This is a genomic window from Moritella sp. JT01 (assembly GCF_001574435.1).
Lineage (GTDB): Bacteria > Pseudomonadota > Gammaproteobacteria > Enterobacterales > Moritellaceae > Moritella.
Genome location: NZ_LOCN01000018.1, coordinates 45,543 through 67,649, shown reverse-complemented (window position 1 = coordinate 67,649; position 22,107 = coordinate 45,543). Strand labels below are relative to the sequence as shown.

At 37.8% G+C, this 22,107-nt stretch carries 19 protein-coding genes; 14 read left to right on the top strand and 5 right to left on the bottom strand.

The features are described 5' to 3' along the window. Positions 1 to 27: 27 nt before the first annotated feature. The 6 genes from AKG98_RS14070 to AKG98_RS14045 all read left to right on the top strand — a co-directional run bounded on the left by AKG98_RS14070 (position 28) and on the right by AKG98_RS14045 (position 10,447). Complete coding sequence (locus AKG98_RS14070; protein WP_228140305.1) at positions 28 to 2,736, top strand: EAL domain-containing protein; 2,709 nt, start codon at positions 28 to 30, stop codon at positions 2,734 to 2,736. Between the two features lie 28 nt (positions 2,737 to 2,764). Next, entirely contained in the window at positions 2,765 to 4,774 is a 2,010-nt protein-coding gene (locus tag AKG98_RS14065; protein WP_228140304.1) for an EAL domain-containing protein, read from the top strand. Positions 4,775 to 4,785: 11 nt separating this feature from the next. After that, positions 4,786 to 6,732 carry a GGDEF domain-containing protein gene (locus tag AKG98_RS14060; RefSeq protein WP_067046905.1) on the top strand — a complete coding sequence of 649 codons (1,947 nt, stop codon included), beginning with the start codon at positions 4,786 to 4,788 and terminating at the stop codon, positions 6,730 to 6,732. Between the two features lie 214 nt (positions 6,733 to 6,946). Further along, complete coding sequence (locus AKG98_RS14055) at positions 6,947 to 8,542, top strand: aryl-sulfate sulfotransferase (RefSeq protein WP_067046903.1); 1,596 nt, start codon at positions 6,947 to 6,949, stop codon at positions 8,540 to 8,542. 375 nt (positions 8,543 to 8,917) lie between these two features. After that, positions 8,918 to 9,847 carry a permease gene (locus AKG98_RS14050; RefSeq protein WP_067046900.1) on the top strand — a complete coding sequence of 310 codons (930 nt, stop codon included), beginning with the start codon at positions 8,918 to 8,920 and terminating at the stop codon, positions 9,845 to 9,847. Between the two features lie 75 nt (positions 9,848 to 9,922). Beyond that, positions 9,923 to 10,447, top strand: a complete 525-nt coding sequence (locus tag AKG98_RS14045) for a prepilin-type N-terminal cleavage/methylation domain-containing protein (protein WP_067046896.1) — start codon at positions 9,923 to 9,925, stop codon at positions 10,445 to 10,447. A 100-nt stretch (positions 10,448 to 10,547) separates the two neighbouring features. On the opposite strand, the gene AKG98_RS14040 is transcribed toward AKG98_RS14045, so the two are convergent. Further along, positions 10,548 to 11,783 carry a CynX/NimT family MFS transporter gene (locus tag AKG98_RS14040; RefSeq protein WP_067046893.1) on the bottom strand — a complete coding sequence of 412 codons (1,236 nt, stop codon included), beginning with the start codon at positions 11,781 to 11,783 and terminating at the stop codon, positions 10,548 to 10,550. A 189-nt stretch (positions 11,784 to 11,972) separates the two neighbouring features. On the opposite strand from AKG98_RS14040, the gene AKG98_RS14035 reads away from it, so the two are divergent. After that, positions 11,973 to 12,659, top strand: a complete 687-nt coding sequence (locus AKG98_RS14035) for a helix-turn-helix domain-containing protein (RefSeq protein WP_067047088.1) — start codon at positions 11,973 to 11,975, stop codon at positions 12,657 to 12,659. A 109-nt stretch (positions 12,660 to 12,768) separates the two neighbouring features. Here AKG98_RS14035 and AKG98_RS14030 read toward each other — a convergent pair whose 3' ends face one another. Then, positions 12,769 to 13,332, bottom strand: coding sequence for a YceI family protein (locus tag AKG98_RS14030; RefSeq protein ID WP_067046890.1), 564 nt, complete (start codon positions 13,330 to 13,332; stop codon positions 12,769 to 12,771). A gap of 265 nt (positions 13,333 to 13,597) precedes the next feature. Continuing rightward, positions 13,598 to 14,137, bottom strand: coding sequence for a peptide-methionine (S)-S-oxide reductase (locus tag AKG98_RS14025; RefSeq protein WP_228140303.1), 540 nt, complete (start codon positions 14,135 to 14,137; stop codon positions 13,598 to 13,600). A 238-nt stretch (positions 14,138 to 14,375) separates the two neighbouring features. Here AKG98_RS14025 and AKG98_RS14020 point away from each other — a divergent pair, with 238 nt between their 5' ends. Continuing rightward, positions 14,376 to 15,332 (top strand): LysR family transcriptional regulator, encoded by a 957-nt coding sequence (locus AKG98_RS14020; RefSeq protein ID WP_157534134.1) that lies wholly within the window; start codon positions 14,376 to 14,378, stop codon positions 15,330 to 15,332. Positions 15,333 to 15,428: 96 nt separating this feature from the next. Continuing rightward, positions 15,429 to 16,037 (top strand): LysE family translocator, encoded by a 609-nt coding sequence (locus AKG98_RS14015; protein ID WP_067046884.1) that lies wholly within the window; start codon positions 15,429 to 15,431, stop codon positions 16,035 to 16,037. A 105-nt stretch (positions 16,038 to 16,142) separates the two neighbouring features. Here the strand turns inward: AKG98_RS14015 and AKG98_RS14010 are convergent, their stop codons facing one another. Continuing rightward, on the bottom strand, positions 16,143 to 17,120 hold the full coding sequence (locus AKG98_RS14010) for a zinc-dependent alcohol dehydrogenase family protein (protein WP_067046881.1): 978 nt from the start codon (positions 17,118 to 17,120) through the stop codon (positions 16,143 to 16,145). A gap of 114 nt (positions 17,121 to 17,234) precedes the next feature. Further along, positions 17,235 to 18,455 carry an MFS transporter gene (locus tag AKG98_RS14005; RefSeq protein WP_067046878.1) on the bottom strand — a complete coding sequence of 407 codons (1,221 nt, stop codon included), beginning with the start codon at positions 18,453 to 18,455 and terminating at the stop codon, positions 17,235 to 17,237. A 139-nt stretch (positions 18,456 to 18,594) separates the two neighbouring features. Here AKG98_RS14005 and AKG98_RS14000 point away from each other — a divergent pair, with 139 nt between their 5' ends. From AKG98_RS14000 to AKG98_RS13980, 5 genes are all read left to right on the top strand, one after another. Next, the gene (locus tag AKG98_RS14000; RefSeq protein WP_067046875.1) at positions 18,595 to 19,473 is read left to right on the top strand and encodes a LysR family transcriptional regulator; all 879 of its coding nucleotides are present in this window, start codon (positions 18,595 to 18,597) and stop codon (positions 19,471 to 19,473) included. 74 nt (positions 19,474 to 19,547) lie between these two features. Further along, entirely contained in the window at positions 19,548 to 20,393 is an 846-nt protein-coding gene (locus AKG98_RS13995) for an AraC family transcriptional regulator (RefSeq protein WP_067046872.1), read from the top strand. A gap of 44 nt (positions 20,394 to 20,437) precedes the next feature. Beyond that, entirely contained in the window at positions 20,438 to 21,154 is a 717-nt protein-coding gene (locus tag AKG98_RS13990) for an AzlC family ABC transporter permease (RefSeq protein WP_067046869.1), read from the top strand. A 1-nt stretch (position 21,155) separates the two neighbouring features. After that, entirely contained in the window at positions 21,156 to 21,479 is a 324-nt protein-coding gene (locus tag AKG98_RS13985) for an AzlD domain-containing protein (RefSeq protein WP_228140302.1), read from the top strand. Between the two features lie 96 nt (positions 21,480 to 21,575). Next, positions 21,576 to 22,097, top strand: a complete 522-nt coding sequence (locus AKG98_RS13980; RefSeq protein WP_067046866.1) for a GNAT family N-acetyltransferase — start codon at positions 21,576 to 21,578, stop codon at positions 22,095 to 22,097. The last annotated feature ends 10 nt before the right edge of the window (positions 22,098 to 22,107 follow it).

Sequence of the window (22,107 nt, the reverse complement as noted above, 5' to 3'; positions counted from 1 at the left end):
TTAAGAGTAATAGAGTGTGAACCCCTTATGATGAAGTCGATTTATTTTATATTCAAGCTACATTACTTGTGCCCACTATTATTTCTTATCTTTATAACCCCCTCTTATGCCGCTTGTAGTATCAATAATACTGTAACAGGTATGCTTCCTTATCAGAATGAAGTAATCAAAATCGGTGTTGTCAGCGATAGCCTATACACAAGAAAAATTGCGAATGGCGATTTTGCTTATGAAATTATAGAAAAACCACTCAAAAATTGCTTAGGCGTTGAGACCCTTATTATTCAAAAGCCCCTAGCTGAATTGCTTGCATTGGCTAAGAGTGGGAAAGTAGATTTGATTTTTGATCTTGCTAAGACGAAAGATCGAAATCAATATCTAGACTATTCAATAAAGATCAGTGATGAAATTCCTTACATCGTGAGCAGTAATCCGCTAATGAATAACCTAGAATCGGGCCAATCAATAGCGACACTTAAGGGTTCTGCTTGGGTTGATCTTACTAAGCGCTTCTTAGAATCAATTGGATTTAACAATAATATAAAATTAGTAGAATCTGTTTCGGATTTAAACAAAGAACCATTATTTGTGTCGGGTAGCTCCCATATTACAAACTACCATGGTTTTAAAATGCCCATATCGGAAATGAAAGGCAGCCATGTTGCCGTGATTAAAAGTAAAAGCAAAATATTATTACCCGTGATAAATGGCATCATTGAAAACATAGATAAAACTCAATTGGAGAAAGAGATTACGGGTTTGAATAATCAGTATCTGTCATTGTCGAATAAAAAATTACAGAATGGTAACTATATTAATGTATTAATGGATTTTCACTTATTTCCCTTCTATGCCGATAAATATAACAATCTATTGATATTTAATAAGTATAAGAATCTTGCCGCCGAAATCTATGGGATTAATCTTATCGACCGAGATTGTCATGATAATAGTTGCTTTGAATTATATAGCGATGACGTAACAATGGCTTTATATGACAAAGAAAAATTGGACGGTAATCTACCAACTAAAAGTTTAGGTTTAGTTCGGATTGTACTGTTCAAAAACACTAAGATTAATGACGTAAAACGAATCGGTATAATGAAAGAGATGCCAAGAGATCTACGCTCTTCGTCAAAAAAATATATAGAGTTTTTACATCAAGAAGAAATGGTCGAATACTTTATGCAAGGTGGTATTGATGCATTTATTTCGACAAGTTTAGATGGAAAGCTATTATTGGCACAAAACCCCAACTTAAATTTCACTGAAGAACCGCTGAGTTTGAAGTCTGTTGTCTTTTTAGTCCCTAAAAATCACCCTGAAAGTAATGCTTTATTGTCAATCCTCAATTCATTGATAGAGATATCTAATACCACTGGATATGTTGCGATAAATAAACATGCTAGAAACCTTATTTTACAATCTGTTATTGATGGCAAAAAGGAACTGAGATTAAGAGATTTTTACTCTTATATGGTGTTATCGATACTATTTGTTATTTATATTTACTATTTTTATAAAAAAGTGACGGTTGACCCGTTAACAAAATTATTAAATTCAAATGTAATGAAAAAATATCATCGAAATAAAAAATATAAAAACATCATTTACATCAATATATCAAATTTAGAGAATATAAAAAAATCTGATGGTGTCGAAAATGCGAATAACATCATTAGAGTTTTTTCACATATGCTAAAAGCTAGTTTCCCATCGAAAGCTAAGATATTTAGGCTCTATGGTGACCATTTTGTTATTTTTTCAAAATATGGGTGCATAAAAAAAATAGAAGACAAGTTGATACAGCTAAAGCAGCGTTCAGACGATAAAAGAGTTGTATTTAATTGTGGTGTGAAAAATAGGTCTAGTGATCTTAAATTAGACCTGATAGCAAGTACTGAAGCTATGTATGCTAACTCTCTTAATGATAGCGCTTTATTTTACTCTTACGAAGATTCAAAAGAAGTACAAGATTACATCAATAAAAATGTAATTAAAGAGGTTATTACTCAAGCGTTAAAATACAAAAGTTTTAGTGTCAACTTTCAGCCTAAATTCGATTTGAAATTAGGTGCTATATACGGTGCTGAAGCCCTCGCTCGCCTCTATGTAAATGGACAGCATTACTCTCCCGCGGTATTTGTAAATTATTTAGAAAAATGCGGGAGAATACCAGAGTTAGATTATTTGATCTTAGAAAAAACGGTAGATTTCATTAAGATAAATAATATGTTTGATGTTGTTTTTTCGGTTAATGTGAGCTCTGAAAGTATAGCTTGTGAAATGTTTAAGAAAAAAGTCAGAGCGATATTGACTGAAAATGACATGATCAAAAATTTAGAGTTAGAAATTATTGAATCAATAGCATCAGAGCATAAAAATGCGGTGATTCGTTTTATTACAGAAATAAGACATGATTTTGGTGTGAAAATTTCATTAGATGATTTCACTACTGGTAACTCATCGATGATACTCCTTAGTGAGTTCAGGTTTGACTGTATTAAATTAGATCGAAGTTTGTTCAATGCAATGCATAACAATGACAAGTTCAAGGGGGCGGTTAAAAATCTAATTAAAGAAGTGAAAAATTTCTGTGATGAGATTGTGTTTGAAGGGATAGAGAATGAGGAGGATGAGTCGCTTGTTATTGAACTTGGAGTTCATAAAGTGCAAGGCTGGAAGTATTCAAAACCTATCACGCCTGATGAATTTATCAGCCTGATAAAAAATTAAACAGATGTGTGTATTTTTGAATAATATAATGATGAAATTGTTAGACCGTTTATCTGATAATCTTTATTTACGTGGTCTTTGTAATACCTTTATTATGTTGTTACCCATTCCCGTTATTTCAGCGTTATGTGACGTTTTATCATCTTTTTTTGCGGTGTTTGAATTTCTTCGGTTAAGCTTGTTTATGGAACTTGTTTCAGAAAGTACACGCTCGTTATATCCGATATTGTTATTAACTTATTTTTCTTTATTTCTGTCTAAAAAAGAAGGCGTATCGCGAGTTTTGGTTATTACTTCATCTTTAGTGATCGTTTTAATTATATGTAATACGTGTAAAGTGATAGACAGCACTGCACTGCTTAATATGAATATCCCGTTTTTTATCGCCGTATTAATTCCAATATTAGTGTCTAAGTTTATCTTCTATATTCAGACTAAACAATGGCTTATGCGCTCTGAACTGCCCTCAGTGATAGATCAGTCGATAAACCTTGTCGGCATCACCTTATTAGTTATTGTCGCTATAGGGCTTCCTGCATTCTACTTGTCTTGTTTAGTGATGACTGAAACAGTGACTGGGTTTATCCATTATGATATTGACCCTCTATTTAATGCCCTGATATTGGAAACAAGTCGGAATCTGCTTTGGTTCATCGGAATGAATGGCCATGCTGTACTTTCTGGTTCTGCTGCAGGCCTTGATTGCAGCCATTCGATAGCGATTGCTGATATTAAATGCCATTCTGAGCATATTATGAATAGCCTTTTTTTAACAACGTATGCATCGATAGGTGGTGCTGGGAATTCGTTGAGTTTAGTTATCTGTATGTTATTAACAAAAAATAAAGGCTATCGTCGACTTGGTGCAGTGTCATTAATATTTAGTTTTTTTAATATTAATGAATTAGTGATATATGGCTTGCCTGTCATGTTTAACCCAATTTTAATCATTCCCTTTATTATGGTTCCCATATTGTCTCTGTCCCTTGCCTATTTAGTGACGACATTAGGCTTAGTCGCTCCTGTTACTATTCCAATTAGTTGGATGACACCGACATTATACAGTGGCTATTTATCGACAGATGGAGATGTGAACGCCGTTGTATTACAAGCGGTAATTGTCATTTTCGGTATCTTTATCTACTACCCATTTTTTCGTCGAATGGATGGTATCAAAATGGTAAATGTTGTGTTTTCCAAGTCTATTTCGGATAACTATTTTAATTATGACAAATTGGACGAAAGTAAATCGATAGGTGGCATGCTACCAGCAATGAATCAGAATATTCTTGCTCAGAATCGCATCAATAAACTACAGCGTAGTGGGGACTTTGTATTATTTTATCAACCACAATATGATTTGATCACTAAAAATATTGTGTCTATCGAAGCCTTGATTCGGCATAGAGATCGTCAGGGTAAAATAACACCACCAATATTTATAGATGATTTTAATAAAGTAGGATTGGCTTCAGTACTAGACTTTTGGGTATTGCATCGGGCATTGACTGAAACCGCCGCGATCATTAAAGAATTTGGTATTACAGTTTCAATTAATGTATCTCCTGTGACATTTATTCGAACAGATTTTTTTCATGCCGTAAAAGAAGAAATTGAAAAAGTAGCTATCCCTTTCTCTAGTATAATATTAGAAATAACCGAAGATGTATTGATTAAAGATGAGTTTAATACAGCTAAAACAATTGAAAAATTTAGAGCTTTAGGGGTTCAAATTGCGTTAGACGATTTTGGTTCTGGTTATTCCTCATTAGGTTATTTGTCTACATACAAATTTGATATCGTTAAGATTGATCGCACGCTAACAATGAATACTTATAATAAAATAGGTGCGGAACTGTTCTCGTTAACATGTCAGATTGTAAGAGTGCTAGGGGCTAAGATAGTCGTCGAAGGTGTTGAAAAACAAAGTGAAGTTGAATTGATGGAAAAAGAGAATATTCATTTTGTTCAAGGGTTCTTTTTTTCTAAGCCAAAGCCAATTGAAAACATAACCTTTATTAATAATGCGCAATTGTGATGGCGTATACTATGAATCTTTTTGCTATTTTATATTTAATTTTGTTACTCAATATTGATTATGCCTTTGCTAAAAATGAAACCTATAATGTCGGTATAATTAGAAGTGACAAGATCAGTGAGTTTACTTTTAAAAAAATAGCAGATGAATTATTGATCAACTTTAATTTTCATTATTATGAAAACTACGATGATATATTGTATTTGTTGAATACAGAGTATTTGGATTTTACTGCTGATATCACATATACATCTGAAAGATCATCTTTTCTGGATTTTACAGCCCCTGTGCATACCGATTTATCGTACATTTTCACAAAAAATAAATTTAATAAATCAACGGTCAATAAATTTTTAACACCTAGTGGGTCTACATATCATGATTTTCTAAAATTACAGTTTTATAACAAGTCTTTTGATACTTATCATGATATTGATACTGCATTTGATTACCTTCAACATGACGATGTAGACGCCGTTATTGGCAATTCTGGGAGGCTTGAGGTTGCACTTAATAAAGGTTTTAAAGCAGAGAGAGTGTCAAGTGTGTTTGATATCACCCCCGTTTCGATTGCGACTAAACATGGAAAAAATGCCGTTCTACTTGATGAGATTAACCGTCTGCTCAGTGAAAATGAGTTACAGCATCAGGTCGCGAATATTATTAATAAAAATGAGTACGATGTTAGACTAAAGTCGCTGCGACAAAAGCTCGCGAGTAGTAGTGTGAATATCAATCATGTCATCCAATTTAAAGTTGAAGATTTACAACAAGATGGCAGCGCCCCAATCAATGGATTGAGTTTTTCTCTTGTTAAGAGAGTTTGTTTTATACTCGGGTTTAAGTGCCAATTAGTGAATGGCGTTGATGAATCTTGGCTAGATATTTATAACGACTTAGATAAAAAATCAATTGATATGCTAGGGGCGATGGTCATCACTGATTCTCGTAAAGATAAATTCTATTTTAGTGAACCCTATTACAAGCCTCATTTACTATTGATCAGTCGTGCAGGTTACAAAAAAAATCAATATCATAAAGTATCTGAATTAGTTGGTGAGCGGATAGGTGTTGTAGAGGCTGATTACTTCGAAGATGTTATTACACAGCTATTACCTAAAAAACCTTTATATAGATTTTCAAGCCAAGATAAGATGATTGAAGCTTTACTTAATGGAGATGTAGATTACATCCCAATAGGTGAAGGTAATTTCAATAAATTAATGACAACAGAGCGTAGAATACTGCCTGTATCTCAGGCTAAATCTATATCTACCGAAATCTACACGGGTGTGTCTATGGCCTTCCAACGTACAGCGTTGGGGAAAGATTATGCGATGCTGTTTTCCGAAGCGCTTCCTCTCGTCAATGTGAAGAACGTAGTCAACTTTCATGGGCTGCAACCTGATTGGAAGTCTGCTTTGTTAGCTGAGAAAAAATACATACGATTGACTCAATTATCTTTTGCTTGCGTTGTTATATTATTACTTTTATTCACCTATTATCTATATATTCAAGCGACTACAGATTTGTTGTCTAAACTAGGCAACCGACGAGCACTGACTCGTAGATTCAAATCTGGGGTTAAAAGTGAGTGTGTTTTTGTCTATATGGATATTAATAATTTCAAAAGTATTAATGATAATTACGGTCATCATGTAGGTGATCTGGTGCTCGTAGCGCTTGCTCAACATATTCAACGTAATTGGCCTGGAAAAGCATATCGTATTGGCGGGGACGAGTTTGTACTTACCCTTAATAAAATCGAGCCTGAAGTATCAGAGTCATTCAAGCATTTACAGCGATTCAGTTTTAATATTAAAGAAACGGGGGAGAAACTTGATATATCAGTGTCTGCTGGCATTTCATTAAAGCGTTCGAAAACGACATCACTTCAGGACCTATTACGTGATATAGATAATAAGATGTATAATAATAAAACATCAAAGCAGAATTAGTCAGTTATTGTTATCCATTTAAATTAACTTTAATTATTTAATGTTCGGAATACGTATATATTTATGAATGTTATCCAAGTAAATAAATAAATAAATAAATAAATAAATAATAAAAGTATAATAAACGCATATATAAATGGGTGTTTTTATAAGTATATAATATATGTGTTCATTCATATTTGTGTACGAATATAACTATAGGTGTTTATTTAAAATGGAAGCAAAAAAAAACTTACGTAAATTTCTCGTAACTTCAATCTCTCTTGCAATCGGTGCATTAAGCGCTAATTCTTACGCAAATTCAAACAGCTTTACAATTGTTGAAAATGATAATAATGACTCTACATTTATTTCTTCAGTAGATATAAGTGGTAATGGATTAGATGATATTATTGATAACATAAGTAAAGTCGAATTTGAGATCACCCCGAAAGTAAATGCAATAAGTAGTGCAGTTAAGGCTTCGTACGATATAACGTCGTTAACGATAGATAATGGTGTTTTGAGACTGCCTATTTTTGCCTTATACGCAGATTATACCAATCAAGTGGACATAACTATTCATTATGATGATGCCGGTGTACCCAAGTCTATACCTAAATCAATCAGTATATCAACGCCAAGATTTATAGCGCCTAATGACACAACAACGACAATTGATGATTTCAATTCAACCTTTGAAAGTATTCGTGTGACACAAAAAGCTGACTCTAATACGACTTATGCAGATGATTATTTTTACCTAAAATCTTTAAGTTCGCCAGTTATCATGGATCTGGATGGTGAAGTAAGGTGGATGCTTGATTATTCAGATTTAAGTAACAAAAATAATGCCACTGCAAGTACCTTTACTAAAGGAAAGATATTGCTGGGTGATGGCGTTGATGTTGAAAACCGTAGTTTTTACAGCTGTGAAAGTGGGAAACAATGTAATAACCTTCAAACTATTCAACTAGATGGTACTCGAAAAGAAGATAAATTAACGCTTCCTGGCTACTCTGATTTAGTTTTCCATCATAATATCAATGCAGGTAAAACGGACAGCTACCTTGTTGAACTTCATGGTATAAAAGACACTAGTCTTGGACAAGAGAAAGGTACATTGCTTGCTGATGTTAAAGATGATGCGACGGTTTTAAACTCTTGGAATATGCGCGATATTATTAAAACGCATATTGAAAAAGAGGGAGGAGATGATACCGGATTTTTTGCTAATTCTGACTGGTCACATATGAATTCCGCTATATATAGTGCTTCTGATGACTCTGTGATTGTCTCACTTCGAAATAGCTTTGTGATGAAGTTTGATTATCAAACAGGTGACATCATTTGGGTCTTGGGCGACGCAACTCGAACTTGGGCAAATAGTCAGTATAAATTGGATAGCTACAATTTATCTTCTAAAAATGGTGAGTACCCAATCGGACAGCATAGTTTGTCACTTGATTCAAATGGTGATCTTTTGCTCTTTAATAACTCTACAAATCCGGATACAAGAGCGGCAGTGAATGGTACTAGTCTAGTTCAGACATACAGTCTTGCTAAAGAAGATATGATGGAAACTGAGGTAATCTCGAGCTACGATGATGGGGTTTACTCGAGCATTTGTTCTAGCGTTATACAGTCAGGTACTAATTATGTAATTAATTATGCAACGGCAACAGGTAATACTGAAAATATCATTCAAGTTATCAATAATACTGGGACGAAATTATTTGAAGCGAAGATCGATAATAACAATAGTCGTTCTAACTGGTGTGGGCATGCGTGGAATCTAGAGCCTATAAAAATGAATAATATAGAGTATTAATCGTCAGTTATTAATGTTTTTAACATAAACGGTCTTGATTGAGGCCGTTTTTTAATTCGTTATTTATGCATAATAAAAGAAATCGGAAGTATATGTTAGACATTGTTATCGTAGATGATGACTCGCAGTTACGAGAAATGTTGTATTATTTTTTTCTGAAATAAATTCATTTGCTTTAGGGGCTGATGATTACATTACTAAACCGATTCGAATTAATGCTTTAAGCGAAAGAATAAAGCGTCAACTAAGACTGTATCATTCTGCAATAAGTTGATGCTCACACATTTTATATTTCCATATTTATAGAAACATCCTTGACATAATTTATTTTGAAGCTTATATTTCCAATATTCTAGAAATATAGAGATTTAAATTATGTTTAACATTACACAAGCAATGGTGATGGATACCTTAGGTATGTTTGGTTTCTTAGCCGTAGAGTTAACGGTACTTTTTTTATTGATTAGTTATCTAGTCGGTGTGTTGCAAGAGTATATTCCGCCAGCCAAGATCCAAAGTATCTTGAGTGGTAAGCACGGTAAGGGTTATATCGTTGCTGGTTTGTTAGGGGCGATCACGCCGTTCTGCTCATGTTCAACAATTCCTTTTTTGAAAGGTTTGTTACGCGCTAAAGCAGGGTTCGGTACTATGTTGGTGTTCTTATTCGCCAGTCCGCTATTAAACCCCGTTATTATCGGCCTGTTTGCAGTCACCTTTGGTATTAAAGTGACTGTGTTTTACTTTACTATCGCAATGGGTGTATCGGTTATTGCTGGTTATACTTTGGAGAAATTGGGCTTTGAAAAATACGTCAAACCACAAGCGTATATTGAGCCTGTACTTGTAGCAAAGTCGCAAGGCTGTGCATCTACCTGTGGCGGTAAACAAGCACCGGTAAGCAAGTGGATGAAAATCTGGCTCAGCACCTGGGCTGACTTTCACAAAGTGTTGCCTTATTTAATCGGTGGTATTGCGCTGGGATCCATGATTTATGGCTTCATGCCAACAGAACTTGTGGCGAGTCTGGCCAGTGAAGATAACCCGTTTGCGATCCCCATTGCGGCTGTGATTGGCATTCCACTGTATATTCGAGCAGAAGCGGTTATTCCATTAAGTGCGGCATTAGCAGCCAAAGGCATGGGTCTAGGTGCGGTAATGGCGTTAATCATTGGTAGTGCTGGTGCGAGTTTAACGGAAGTGATTTTACTTAAATCTATCTTTAAAAACCAGATGATCGCCGCGTTTTTATTTGTGGTTTTAGGCATGGCTGTTGGGGCTGGTTCCCTTTACCAGTTTATTTTTTAACCTGTATTTTAATAAAGTGGGCGGCACTAGTTATGTTATAGTGCTAACCGTTTAAAAATTCAGCAGGGACAAAAAATGGATTTTATTCATTCACAAAGAAATAGCGGTTTTACACTCATAGAATTAGTTATTACTATTATTGTTCTTGGCGTACTTGCAGCCACTGCAATCCCTCGTTTTATTAATTTACGTGGCGATGCGAAAAAAGCAGCGGTTGAAAATTTTTACGGTAGCCTTCAGGAAACAGTAAATCTACTGCATATGAAAGCTCAAATTAAGAATAAGTTGGGCTCGGATATCACAATAGAAACAGACTATGGTGATTATCAGTTTTATCGTGGATACCCAGAAACTAAAAGTGAAGCAACAACGCCAAACCTCTACTTTATTGAAACCTTTCTTGCGTTAGGTACTCCTGATCATGTAACTAAAAATAATACGACAAGAGCAGCGACTTATGCTGACGTTAGCGTATATGAAGACAATGGTCATTCGCGTATTGGTTATGGCACGGGTAATTTAATAAATAATTCGTGCTATGCAGAGTACCTACACACTAGCTCGACTCAAGTATTTACCGTTAAAACGGACGGTTGCTGATTTTTTTGGTCCAATGATCTGTTATGCATTATGCAAGCAATCGGGATGGTTAAGAATCTCACCACCGATTGCTTCCGTCATCACGAAGTTAAAGCATTAGCTAAGATTGATTGATCATTGGATTAATCGGTTGCGTAATGATCTCTGATTTACCTGCTTGAATGGCTAAACTTGCCCATATAATACTAATGCCTGCAGTGATCATTAATGGCATTTCCCAGCTACCTGTCATTTCATGCAGTGAACCAAAAATAATTGGACCAGTTGCTGCAAATAGGTAACCAATGCATTGCGCCATCCCCGATAATGCAGCGGCTTGATGCGCATCATGGGTCCGTAGGCCTACAAATGACAAGCCTAGAATAAATCCACCTCCACAGCTAAAACCAAACATCATTACCCAGATAATAGCGTGTTGGGGCATCATGAGTAATCCAATAATCCCAATGAATGCTAAAACCGTCATTATTAAGCTAAGTAAACGTTTGTCTTTTAGTTTTGCCATTAACGGGATTAATACGATAGCGGGTGCAGCGGTTGAGAGCTGCAGGAGACCGTGGATATAACCTGCTTGATGCTCAGAGTAGCCACTATCAACCAAAATACTGGGTAGCCAAGCGATAAAGGCGTACATAATAAATGAGTTAAGTGCCAAGAATCCAGAGACTTGCCATGCGGCCGCAGATCGCCACAGGTAGCTATGACTGTCAATTTCTGGTGTATCAATAGCGGGTCTAGTATGGCTGCTCATTTGTGGTAACCAAATCAACATGGTTACCACCGGAAGTATAATTGTACCAGCTAATGCGAATGCCCAATTTGGAACGACGGTAACATTAAGTGTATCAGCCAGGTTAAGCATCGGGATTGTTGTACTAGAACTGATACTTGCGCCAACGCCCATCACCAATACGTAAATAGCGGTTAATGTGGGTACTTTATTGGGAAAGTCGCGTTTTAACAGGCTAGGTAAGAGTACATTGCCTATCGCGATGCCGATGCCGATAACACAAGTGCCTAAGTACAGGGTGAGCGTTGAGCCTGCAGAGCGAATGATAATACCGCTGGTGATGGCGAGTAGTGCTAGCATTAATGATGGTTCAAGTCCTATCTTGCGTGCTAACCCCGATGATATCGGTGAAAAAATAGCAAAGGCGAGCAATGGTAATGTGGTTAGCATACCTGCTTGTGTTGCGGATAAAGCAAGATCGGTAGAGATGAATTCTAAAATTGGTCCAATGCCCGTTATGGGTCCTCGTAGATTACTGGCAATAAGTAAAATACCGATAATAACCAGTGCGGGATGAACAATTTTTCGTGCATTATTATGTGACATATTTCTGTCCTCTTGAAGCTATGCCACTATATTATCTCTATTCAAGCATGCTGAATTTGTGTATATTGACATTTTATTGCTAAATTCGGACAAGGTATGACCTTATCTCCTAATTCTGTCAATTTTGATTCAGACAGGTACACTGAAACCGTCAATGCATTACGTACTTCGAGTTTTGGGCATATAGAAATGCCTTTTCATCAACACATGAAGTGCCAGCTGGTGATGCCACTAACCGGTTTTGTTCGTTGTAGGATCGCTGGTGCTATCTGGATGGTACCTGCCAATTGTGCGGTATGGATCCCAAGCCAAGTATTACACAGTAATCATATTTCGTTAAGTTCAGATGTTTGTATTTTATTTGTTGATCCTGATATTCCCGGCATACCCGATAAAAGTTGCACACTATCGATCTCTCCGTTATTACGCGAACTTATTATTAGCTTGGCAAGTAAGAAGCAGGACTATGCATCTGATGACGCGACCGTGAGACTCACGCAAGTATTGATTGATGAACTGATCTGTATGCCGAAAGAGCACTTTGATTTTCCTATCCCGGCAGAAACGAGACTCAATAAGATTGCTCATCTGTTATTGGCTAATCCTGGGGATCGTAAAACAGTCGGGGAGTGGGCGTCGTTATTTGCGATGAGTGAAAGAACATTTTCTCGATTGGTGAAGCAAGAGGTCGGGATGACATTTGGGCGTTGGCGTGGGCAACTTCACCTAGTAATGGCATTGCAAAAATTATCATCAAATGAATCGGTACAACGGATATCAGAAGATTTAGGCTATGAGTCGGTCAGTGCCTTTATTACCTTTTTTAAGAAGACGTTAGGCAGACCACCGAAACAATATATGAGACAGTCAGTTTAAATATAAAGGACTGGAAAGGGTAAACGACTACCGTAGTCACTGTTTAGCTTTAATGATTAAGGCTTATTTCAACAAGCCTTAATCTTGTTCAAGCATTTGTTATAGATAATTATTTTTTAAATACAAGATTAATATTTAATGGGATAATATCAGAAAGGGCAAGACCACCAACCGTAGCAGAAAGTCTGGTTAAGTTTTCTGTTGGGATACTAAAATCACTGGCTCTCACGATAACGGGGGCATACGAACTGACAGTGATGGCATTCTTAGTTTTAGTAATGATGACAGGAAAGTTAAATGTCTTTGTCTTACCGTAGAAAGACACAGCGGCAGGTACAATCGCTTTTCCGATATCTTGCTTAAAGGCGGCTAATTCAAATTGTCCGCTAATCGAAATGGTTGGATTTATTGCAGAGTTAAAAAATAGTGAATTAAGGCGATCATTACGGATTGAAACACCTGTATCTACATTTATTACTGGCACTTTAACTTCAAATTTACCGCGTTCATCCAAGCTGCCCGTTAGTCCACTGATGGTTGCTGGTTCAACCACAAATTGTTTTTTAATCGTGGCAAAACTTACCGATGATAAGTCACTCACTATATTAAATTTGTCTGCGGCAAATGACTGAAATGAAAGCAATATGAAGGTTAAGAAGATTTTAGTTTTCATGTTTATGTTCCTTAATTAACGTTATTAAAACCCTGAGCGTACAATGAAAGGTATAGTAAAGTCGTCGACCACACAATAATGGGTAGCTTGGTCTCTATTGTTGATGGTCTTTTAGCCATTTCATCCACGACCAAAACTGGAACAATATTTATTAGCTTCGACTTTTCGAGATTAGTATATCCTTAAAGTCTTACCATAGCGTCAGTCGATATTTTTGAGTAATATCACATGGTTATCTTTATATTGTGAACGCTGTCAATTATATTCATGAAAGCAATATAGTTTTGTTATGCTCTATTGATAATTTATTTTTATTCATTAAATGGGCATGGCTATCGAGCAAGTTTTTTAATTTTGGGGTAATGATATTCTTGCAATATGGCCGTTTTGGATCGCTGTAGTAATAGTTTTGAATGGATTCGTCAGACAGTTTGAATTGGTTAAATGTATAAGCGCGAGTGATCAAGGGCGTGTCAAATTCATCTTGGAGTAATGCGAGGTTGTGTTTTATTTCGGTCATTTGGTAGGGTTCCATTGCATATACCGCACTCCGGTATTTATCTCGCATCGAATGGATGTTGGTACTGCTGTGGGTATGTAAGTGAATGGAAATTAGATTTTTTAAGCTGATGACTTCGGGCATATAAGTAACAATAATCCCTTCTGAAAACCAGTCGTGTTCACCAACGGAAGACAGCCAACCTTGTTCTACTTTTGTCACTCCGTGCAAAGATAAAAAGATAGCCTCTGTACACCAATAACATGTGCCGCTGAGACCGATTGTTTTAATTGTATTATCCATCATCCTTCCTTGTTAAATCTTATCTATATGACAAACCCCACGGTTAACTGAATGCGAAGTAAGGTTTAAACCCATTTAATTATGGACCATTTGAATGTGACGGAATGAGGTTTTACTCAATTATTTTTTATAAATCTGATTGCTCTGCCTCGAAATGAGGTGACATGAAACGGATCATAGGCTTTGAGGACGTTGTCTGAAAAAGAAAATCTACGTTATGATAGTTAGTTGATGATCTTATATGGCGAGTGCTCTTTTGAATAACTACAAATTATTACCGGCGTTAATTGCGATATTACAAACGCGTAATTTAACCGAATCTGCACGACAGCTCAATGTCACTCAATCGGCAATGAGTAAAACCTTAATGCAAATTCGCGCGGCGTTTCATGACAAGATCGTGATCAGAGAGGGCAATCAGTTTGTATTGACGCGTAAGGGCGAAGCGTTAAAAGCGCAATTACCCGTATTGATGCAGACGTTAGATAATTTGTATTTACCGAGTAAGATGGATCCCAGCCAATGCCAACGTAAATTTACTTTAGCCTCGAGTGATTATGTCGCGCAAGCGATCTTACCGTCAATATGTTGTGAGCTTGCTGCCAATGCTGCTAGTGCCAGTGTTGAATATCAATTGTGGCATAAAGACAAGCTAACTGAGTTGGCTGACATGCCGCTGGATCTAGTGAGCACGATTACGGATCTTGTGCCTGAGAACTTACATGGAAAAAGTATCGGTGAAGATCAGCTGGTGGTTGTATGTCGCCGTCAGCACCCTTTGTGTTTGAGTGATGAATTATCGGTGACCGAGTATATTAATGCGAAGCATGTATTGATCAGTGGGGGTGGCGATAAAGACAGCTCCGTTGATTTAGCCTTATCGGCATTGGGTGAGCAGCGCCAGGTTTTTGCATCGGTACCCTTCTTTCAATCGGCGATTGAACTGTTATTAAAAACGGATACCTTATTGACGACGCCACTACACATTGCGGCTGATTTTGCACAAACATACGATCTTCGGGTCATGCGACTTCCTATTACGCTTAAACCGCAGCAATATTACTTGTTATGGCATGCGAAACACCATCAAGACCCAGAGCATACTTGGTTCAGAGAGTTATGTTTTCCCTTCCTAAACAAGCACCTTGAGCGTACTAAAATCCTAGGTATGAAATTAATACATGCCAATAAGTCGTAAATGCAATTTTAACTCATGCTTTGGCTGTATTAATATGAGGGTAGATAAGGGCAACTGATTAACCTTATATAACAATATAATAAACGAGGAGTTGGAATGGAATTAACTGCGTGGATGTCTTTAGCGCTGATTTGTGTGATGGGGGCGATGACGCCGGGTCCGAGTTTGGCGGTTGTGTTAAAGCATACTATCTCTGGTGGCCGTGTTAATGGTGTTGCAGCCAGTATTGCTCATGGTGTGGGTGTCGGTGTGTATGCCTCGTTAACAGTGGTCGGTTTGGCGATTGTGATCCAACAAACACCGTGGTTATTTAGTGTGATTAAATATGCGGGCGTTGCTATGTTACTGCGCTTGGCTTACAAGGCGTTAACCTCAAAACCTGCATTGGATGATGTGGACCAGCAAGAGGATACGGTAACCTTAAAAGAGAGTATCGTACAAGGTTTTATGATCGCGTTTCTGAATCCTAAATTAGCGATTTTCTTTTTAGCTTTGTTCGGTCAATTTGTCGAAGCGGATGCGAGTTGGTTACACAATCTGATCATGGTGGGGACTGTATTTAGTATTGATACCTTGTGGTATTGCATCATTGCGATTGTATTATCGCAGTCGTCATTGCTTGCTAAATTAAAAAATAATGTGCACAAGATTGATAAGGTCACTGGCGTGGTCTTACTGGCTGTCGCTGCACGAGTCGCAATCTAGGTTTTTATAGGCATATAGAAACAAAAAAGCACCACAACTTTTCCTGTCGATAACAGTTGCTGTGGTGCTTTTGCGCTATTGCGGGTATTAAAACAGTCAGTATAATTACGCTGTTAGGGTTACTTTACCAACCGATTTTCCTGATCCTAAGTGATCGTGTGCTTGTGCAACTTCCCAAATTGAATAGTTGCTGTCATCAATAATTGGCATGATCTTACCTGCATCTACCAGTGCTGAAATTTCAGTTAAGATGCGGCCATGTGACTCGTGGTTAATGCCGTGACATAATGGGATTAGCATTAACACACTGTGGAATGACAAGCTTTTTAGTGCCACTTGTAGTACGTTTTCAATGGGTAAAATTGTGGCTACGTGACCATTGAATTTCGCTGCTTCAAATGATTTCTGGATGTTTTCGCCTGCCACAGTATCAAAGATTTTATCAAAGCCAGTACCGCCGGTATGTGCTTGTACATAGTCAGCCACTGTTTCTGTCGTGAAATCCACTAAGTTGTCTGCACCCACTGTTTTTGCGAGCTCAGCGTTTGCAGGTGAGTGAGTCGATGTAACCGTTGCGCCAAGTACTTTAGCAAGTTGTACTGCGATGTGACCTACGCCACCCGTTGCACCATGAATCAGTACGTTATCGCCAGCTTGTACATTCATTTTGTTTACTAGCGCTTCATATGATGTGATAGCAACTAGTGGTAATGCAGCGGCTTGTTTCATCGTCAATGTTTTAGGTTTTTGCGCCATTAAACGCGCATCAACTAACATGAATTCTGCGAGTGCACCGTCAACACCATTAATGCCGCCAGCCATACCGTAAACTTCGTCACCAAGGTTGAAGTTTGATACGTCTTCACTGACTTCAACAACGATACCAGCAACATCACCGTGTAGTATTTCTGGTAAGTTTGCAGACCAAGGCAGTTCAATTGAACGTAACATAGTATCAAGCGGGTTTACGCTTGTTGCTTTTACTTCAACAACCATGTGGCCTGATTTTAATGTTGGTTTTGCTTTTTCTACTAATTGAAAAACGTCGCTTGAACCGATTTCTTTGATGATCATTGCTTTCATGGTTTGTGCCTCATTCGTTAAGATGGGGCTATTCTATGTTTTGTTTAATGAACCAACAATAACCCTTTAAGCAAACTACTTTTGCTTTTTAGGCAATAATAAAGAAATAGTTAGTCACGCCTGACAAGAGTCAATTTCGTTACTCGTGACATAGAGTGAACGGCGAGACACAAATTTAAGTGCAAAGACCAAGCTCACCATCAGGGTATAAATAATACTTGTCGCAGCAAGTACCGCCCACCATCCCCCGATTTGCCAGCAGTAAATAAGAATAAAGCCACCGACACTACCGCCTGAATAGTACATGACAAGGTATAGTGCGGTTGCGGTTGATTTACCTTGTGTCGCACTGCGGCCAATATGGCTGTAAGCGAGAGCATGAATAAAGAATGCGCCAGCGCTTAATACTAATAAACCGATAATGATTGTCAGCATCGTTTGTAGCGATAGGATGATGAGCCCGACCAGGCTAATGCCGATCCCGAGTAATAGCCCGCTGAATAAGGAGTGGTTATGCAACCAGCGGCCACTGAACTTTGCTGATAAGGTACCGCTGAGATAACACAAGAACATCAGTGATAATAAGCTAGCGGGTAAGGATATGGGCGCGGCAGATAATTTAAATCCCATCACTGAAAAAATATTAATGAATACCGAAAAATTGAGCCCTCCAATCAACATAGCAAAAATCAGATTCGGGTTTTTAATATGCCTGACTATTTGTACTACATGATGCTGTAACCTGCCTTGTCGGTCGATAAAGTGGTGTTGTTTTAATATTAGCGGAAATATAATAAGCAGTGCTATGCCACTGATTATCGACATCGCAAGCGTCGTCCACTGTAAGCCGATTGCATCGGTCATGACGCCGCCATATATACGACCAATAATACCGCCTAAAGTATTGGCACTGATGTAACCGCCCATTGCGATCAACATTGCTGGTGGCTCTAATTCTTCTGCCATATACGCCACTGCCACGGCAATAAATCCTGCCAGTGCAATGCCAAGCACAGCACGCAGTAATATTAAAGTGTGTAGATCTACGCTAATAAACATTAAAAAGTTAATACAGGGGATCAGTATTAAACTGCAACGCATGATCGGTCTGCGGCCAATTATTTCAGATAAGATTGCCCAAGGCAGCAGTGATAAGGCGATAGCTAAGGTGGTGCTGGAAAATAACCAGTTAACCTGTAATTCGGTGGCGTTGAATTTAACCATGAAATACGGCAGCAAAGGCTGAAAATAATATAAGTTACAAAACACCAGAAATGAGCCCAGTCCAAGCCCTAAGGTTACTTTTTTATAATCTTGAGAATGCAGTGCAATCATTGATCTGTCCTAGTAATAGCTAAGGTAATGGCATGTTCTGCTTTATTAGAGTCATGCAGTACTAACAATGCTTATAGACTAGCGATCTAATGCTAATATGAAAAATATATAAATATCATAGAAGGTATCTATTTTAGTTATGCTTAATTCTAAAATACTGCATTATTTTGCCACGATTGTTGCACAGGGCAGTTATACCAAGGCGGCCGAGCATCTTGGTATTGCCCAATCTGCGCTGAGTATTGCCATGCGTAAATTTGAAGATCAAATAGGTATGCCATTATTGATCCGCAGCAGCAAAGGCGTGGTCGTGACCAAAGAAGGGGAAGTACTGCTTGAACACAGTAAAGGTATTCTTGCCCGTATTAGCGATGCTGAAACTGCGTTAAGTGATTTGCGAGGTTTAGAGCAAGGAGAGGTGAGTATCGGTATTCCGGGGATGATGGGCTCGTATTTCTTTCCCGAGATATTAATGGCCTTTAAGTTTAAGTACCCCAATTTAAACTTGAGCATTATGGAGGGGGGCACGCAAACGATTAAAGAGAAATTACTTTCAGGTGAATTAGATTTAGGCGTGATCGTCGATGATCATGTGCCTGATAGTTTGCAAGTTCAGCGTTTTATTCGTCCACAAATGGTGGCTGCAGTCGGTAAAAATCATGCCTTGGCAGATGCTAAATCGGTGACCTATGCAGACTTTTTTACCCATGAGTTAGTGATGTTTAAGGCGGGCTATTTTCATCGTGAAGTGATTGATGGCCTGTGTAAAGACAATAATATGACCGCAAATTATTCTTTTGAAACAAACTTGATCACCATGATCCTTAATATTGTTAAAAATGAATTTGCCATTACTGCGTTATTGGAGTTAGTCACAGATCAAGAAGCGGACGTTAAAGGCATACCGTTTGATCCACCTATTTATTTGGATCTGGCACTTGCGTGGCGTAAAGATGGGTATTTGTCTTTGGCTAATCGACGCTTTGTTGAATTTACCCTTGCGCAGGTGAGTGAATAGAAAATTAACGATAGCTTTAAAAATATGAGCAATATTGTACTATAAAGTAATGCAATAATAGGATGAGTAATAAGATGTCTCAAGTCAGCAAGGAAAAAGCTGAATTTAAAATTGTAGATGCCTTTAACGGGTTGGAAATTGTCGATGCTGATTATCAAGAACAGACATTTTCTAAACACGTACATGAAGGTTATACGATAGGTGTTATAGATAAAGGTGCACAACGGTTTGACCGCACTGGCAGTACCCATATTGCGGATGAGAACTCGATTATTTTTGTGAATGCCGATGATGTCCATACGGGGGAGTCTGCGACACAAGACGGTTGGCGGTATCGGGCTATGTATCCTCATCCGTTACATTTTGAGAATATGACGAATGATCTTTATGATGGTCAGTTTCATGCGCCTTATTTTAGTCATGCTGTGGTTAAAGACCCACAGTTATCAGCGCAATTAAGATTACTCTTTACTCAGATCGATAGTAATGCCTCAAAGTTACTCATTGAAACAATTTTATACAGCATCATGATGAACATGACCCTTCGGCATTCATCGATGAGAAATACACCTAGTGATATATCGGGCAGTAAACAGAGATTATTGCTAGTGAGAGAATATCTTGATGCGTATCCTGAAGAGGATGTGTCACTTATAACGCTGGCTACTATGGCTGGGCTAAGTCAGTTTCATTTCATTAGCCAATTCAAAAAGTCGTTTCATATTGCCCCTCATGGTTATCAGATACAGATGCGATTAAAGAAGGCTAAAACATTGTTAATGCTTGGTGTTAAACCTGTGCAAGTGGCGGCTGATTGTGGTTTTCACGACCAGAGTCATTTCAATCGACATTTTAAAAAAGCGATAGGTACATCCCCGAGAAAATTTCAAAAACAAGCAGTTTTGTACAAGATGCCTTAGCACTTTAACTTTAAGCTACTTCTAAATATTGAAGGAGTTTACTTATGCTAAATGAAACTGGTCTTGCTTACCGCCCTATAACTGGTGATGTAAAAATAATTAATAGTGCGGTGATAGATATTATGCCGTTGGCTCTGGCGACAGTACCCTGGGGGATCTTATGCGGTTCGTTAGCAATTAACATAGGATTGACTGCTATCCAGGCTCAGTTAATGTCTTTATTGGTTTTTGCTGGCGCTGCACAACTGGCTAGTATTACTATTATGGGGGCTGGGGGAGCCATCTCATCTATTTTCTCATCTACTTTTGTGATCAGTTCTCGTCATCTTTTGTATTCAGCCGTGTTTAGAGAGCATGTTCGGCAGCGTTCTTTTTTATCACGAAGTTGTATTGCCTTTTTTCTCACGGATGAAATGTTTGCAGTGACTTGTGCTTATATCGAAAAACATAAGACCTTCTCTGCGATATATGCGATAAGCGCTGGTATTACGTTTTATATCGTTTGGAATGTCTCAACGTTTGCAGGCATTGTTGCGGGACAATACATTCCGAACCTAGAAAGTTTAGGGTTAGAGTTTGCGATAGCCGCGACCTTTATTGCCATCGTTATCCCGTCAATTAAAGATTTACCAATACTCATTGCTGCCATTGTGAGTGGTTTTAGTGCCTTAGTATTATCCATTTACATACCTGATTCAGCACTTTTTATTGCAACTATTTGTGGCATGTTAGCGGGCTATTTCACCTCAATTAAGGAGTAACATGATGGAGCATTTCTGGCTAGTATTAGGTGGGATGACATGTATTACATTTTCATGTCGGTATTTGTTTTTATCTCGCAGTGTTTCATTTGAATTAAGCCCAAGAATAAAGCGTGCACTAAGCTTTACAGCCCCCGCTGTATTAACCGCAATGTGGGTGCCGATTGTATTTCTAGGTCATCAAAGCAGTGAGATGGCATTTTTTAATAGTCCCTTTTTATATGCGGGTCTATTGACCGTGTTATTAAGTTTAAAGATAAAGAACACCTTAGCTGTGGTTTTTATTGGTATGTGTGTTTTTTTGGTACTCCGGTTTACTCTATAAACTAGGTACTTAGGTTTACTTTGTAAAAATGTCATTTGAAATATATGATATCGGCCTAGTTAGTCAGTTAAATCACATGATGTGGTAAGGAGTAATATGCAGATCACGACCTCACGTTTAACTATGCGGCAGATGACTACGCAAGATTGGCCGTTGTTTTTGCGTTTACATACAGAATCACGTGTGATTGAAAAATGTTTTGATCAACCAAGTGACGATGATATTCGCGTTAAGTTTGAATCGCGTTTACCTCGATGGTCTGTCACTTCTGGTGCTTGGCTGTGTTTGGTGATCACGGATGTTGACACAAATACAGCGGTTGGAATCACGGGATTTGATTATGATGGCCGATCTGCAGAAGTAGGTTACCTGTTATTACCAGAATACTTTGGTCTGGGCTATGCCACTGAGTCATTACTGGGTGTTATCGCTTGGGCAATGCGCGTGCACCTTATTTCTGTATTTCAAGGTATTGTCACAGAAGGTAATAGTGCTTCAGAAAAGGTATTGGCGAAGTGCGGTTTTAAGCTTAATGAAGTAATAGCACAAGCATATAGCATAGGTGGTGTTTTATATGCAGATCGGATTTATAAACTCAATACAAGTTCACAAGCTTAATGTTGTGAAC